The sequence below is a fragment of the Halorubrum sp. SD612 genome (genome assembly GCF_002135005.1).
The window spans coordinates 1-2631 of the sequence record NZ_NEWI01000251.1 but is presented as its reverse complement, the minus strand read 5'-3'; the positions used below and the strand labels follow the sequence as shown (position 1 = coordinate 2631).

The window sequence follows — 2631 nt, the reverse complement described above, 5'->3', positions numbered from 1 at the left end:
GGCGACGATCCGGCCCTCGTTCATCACCACGACGCGGTCGCAGACGGACTCGACGTGGTAGAGGTTGTGCGCCGAGAAGACGACGGTCTTGCCCGTCTCGCGGAGCTCGCGGGTGAACGCCAGCACGGAGTTCGTCGTCACGGGGTCGAGCCCGGAGGCCGGCTCGTCGTACACCAGCACGTCCGGGTCGTTGACGAGCGAGCGCGCGATGGCGACCTTCCGTTTCATCCCCTTCGAGACGTCGCCGAGGCGGCGCTCGCGGTGGTCCAGTTCGAGCCGGTCGAGCGCGGCCCCGATCCGCTCGTCGGCGACCTCCCGGGGCACGTCGTAGAGGTCGGCGAAGAAGCGGAGGTACGACAGCGCGGTCATCTCCTCGTACAGCGGCGACTCCTCCGGCAGGAACCCGAGGTGCCGGCGCATCTCGGGGTCGGAGGCGTCGAACCCGGCGACGGTCACCTCGCCGTCGGTCGGCTCGACGAGCCCGGCGAGCACCTTGAGCGTCGTCGTCTTGCCCGCGCCGTTCGGGCCGACGATCCCGAACACCTCCCCCTCGTCGACGGCGAAGTCGCTGTCGACGACGGCCGCGAAGTCGCCGTAGGTCTTCCGCAGCCCCGAGGCCTCGATCATGCGCCCGACTCCGCCGTCGCCCGGGTTAAACCCACCCCCGCGGGTATCAGCCGCGAGAACGGCTCCGAAGAGTCAGTCCGTGTACGGCTTCTCGATGTTCGCGTCGCCGCTGATGTACGCGTTCATGCGCCGAGTGGCCGCGTCGAACAGCGTGATGATCGGCGAGAGGGTCCGCTCGACCAGCCGGACCGGCGACGCGACCCGGAGCGACCACGTCTCCGCGTTCCCGAGGCCGAACGCCTTGGGGACGATCTCGCCGAACACGAGGACGAGGAGGCTCGTACACAGGGTCGTCGCCGCGATCGCCGCCCCGGAGGGGAGGTACCCGGCGATCAGGACGGTGACGATGCTCGAGATGGCGATGTTGACGACGTTGTTCCCGACGAGCAGCGTCACCAGGAGCCGATGCGGGTCGTCGTGGAGCCCCTTCAGGACGGCTCCCCGCGGGTCGCCCGTGGCGGCCTGCCGCTCGAACCACTCGGCCGGCAGCGAGAAGATCGCGGTCTCGGAGCTCGAGAAGAACGCGCTGAAGGCCAGTAACACGAACACCGCCGCGATCCCCGCCGCTCCCAGTGAGACGCCGACCGTGAGGGGTATTTAAATGGAACGCCAAAGAGGGTGTCGGCGGGACGTCGGGAGTCGTCCGCTCGCGGACCGATCGGAGCCGCCGACTAACCGAGGACCGTTCGAGGGGTCCGGCGCGTACGCGGTGCTGTCCGGCTGAACGAGGACACGCTCAGAGAAGGCGGACGGCGTTACTCCTCTTCCTCTTCCTCTTCCACGACTGGGCCTCGTCCTCGCTCCCAGACGGCGTCGGCGGAGGTGTCGTTCGGTGCGGTGTGCGAGACGTCTTTCATGGTGTCGCGATCGCTTGCCATATTGACCTGCGATAGCTCGGACCCCCGTATTAACCCTTCGTGGAAAGAGATAATGAGTCTTGATACCATATAAGGTATTAATATGGATCGACTGCGCGGGAGCTCGACCGGTGGACGAACCGCGAATTACCGCCGTCTGTGGGGTTCCAAACCGTACGCTCGTACAAATTCGGCGGGCGAACCGCAGCGATGAGGGGTACGGCACCCGAGCGATTCGACGTGTTCGGAAGCCGCGACCCGTCCAGAGAGTTCGACCGCGACGACGGCGGCTCGGTGGTCCGCGAGGGCGCGACGCTCGCGGTCGGTCGCGACGTCGACGCGCCGCCGGAACCGACGGTGAGGGCGCTCCGCGACACCCGACGGTGGCCCGACTGGAGCCCGTCCGTCAGCGGCGTCGAGAGCGCGGACCGGTTCGTCGAGACCGGAACGACCGGACGGGTCAGGGTCGCGGGCGTCTGGGTCCCGTTCCGGGTGACGGCCGCGACGCGGTTCCGCTGGGACTGGGCGGTCGCCGGCGTCCCCGCCACCGGGCACCGCGTCGAGCGGTACGCGGGGGAGCCCGACCGGTGTCGCGCGGCGATCGAGGTCCCGCTGATCGCGGCCCCGTACGTCCCGGTCTGTCGGCGCGCGCTCGACCGGTTCGCGGCGCTCGTCGAGGGGGAGTGAGACGGCGGACGCGGCGTCCGCCCGCCCCGTCAGTTCTCGTAGCCCTCCTCGAACGGGTCGATGACCGCGCTGCCGGGTTCGTCCTCGTCGCGGGCGAAGCCGGGGCCCTCAGTCGCTAACTCGAAGACGAGCCCGTCGGGGTCGGTGAAGTAGACGCTCTCGAAGTAGGTGCGGTCTTTCACCTCGGAGACGCGCACGTCGTGGGATTCGAGGTGGTCCCGCCACTCGCGGAGCGTCGCCTCGTCCTCGACGCCGAACGCGAAGTGATGGCTCGCCCCCGGGCCGGGCGTCCCCTGCGAGTCCGGGTACTCGAAGTACGTGACGTTGGTCCCCGGCTCGCCCTCCGGCGTCGGCGAGAAGTAGTAGTGGGGCGTCCCGGGGTCGTCGTAGTTCTGGGTCCGCTTGACCGTGTGCCAGCCGAGGACGTCCTCGTAGAACGCGACGGTCTCCTCGATGCCGG

The 2631-nt window shown here is 69.0% G+C and carries 5 protein-coding genes; 1 reads left to right on the top strand and 4 read right to left on the bottom strand.

Going from position 1 to position 2631, the window contains the following annotated elements; all coding sequences use genetic code 11:
* The 3 genes from B9G38_RS15950 to B9G38_RS18755 form a co-directional block, all read right to left on the bottom strand.
* Positions 1-627 (bottom strand): ABC transporter ATP-binding protein (locus B9G38_RS15950; protein WP_143415542.1); only part of this gene is annotated, 627 nt, incomplete at its 3' end.
* Between the two features lie 72 nt (positions 628-699).
* A complete protein-coding gene (locus B9G38_RS15945; RefSeq protein WP_086221028.1) occupies positions 700-1224 on the bottom strand; it encodes a CNNM domain-containing protein in 525 nt (174 codons plus the stop codon).
* A 158-nt stretch (positions 1225-1382) separates the two neighbouring features.
* The gene (locus tag B9G38_RS18755) at positions 1383-1505 is read right to left on the bottom strand and encodes a hypothetical protein (RefSeq protein ID WP_255375988.1); all 123 of its coding nucleotides are present in this window, start codon (positions 1503-1505) and stop codon (positions 1383-1385) included.
* A 189-nt stretch (positions 1506-1694) separates the two neighbouring features.
* On the opposite strand from B9G38_RS18755, the gene B9G38_RS15940 reads away from it, so the two are divergent.
* Positions 1695-2171 (top strand): SRPBCC family protein, encoded by a 477-nt coding sequence (locus B9G38_RS15940; protein WP_233127246.1) that lies wholly within the window; start codon positions 1695-1697, stop codon positions 2169-2171.
* Positions 2172-2200: 29 nt separating this feature from the next.
* On the opposite strand, the gene B9G38_RS15935 is transcribed toward B9G38_RS15940, so the two are convergent.
* Positions 2201-2626, bottom strand: coding sequence for a VOC family protein (locus B9G38_RS15935; RefSeq protein ID WP_086221029.1), 426 nt, complete (start codon positions 2624-2626; stop codon positions 2201-2203).
* Between the last annotated feature and the right edge of the window lie 5 nt (positions 2627-2631).

Excerpts from the sequence above, each read along its gene's own strand:
- B9G38_RS15940 (WP_233127246.1), top strand. The coding sequence starts at position 1,695 with ATGAGGGGTACGGCACCCGAGCGATTCGACGTGTTCGGAAGCCGCGAC.
- B9G38_RS18755 (WP_255375988.1), bottom strand. The coding sequence starts at position 1,505 with ATGGCAAGCGATCGCGACACCATGAAAGACGTCTCGCACACCGCACCG.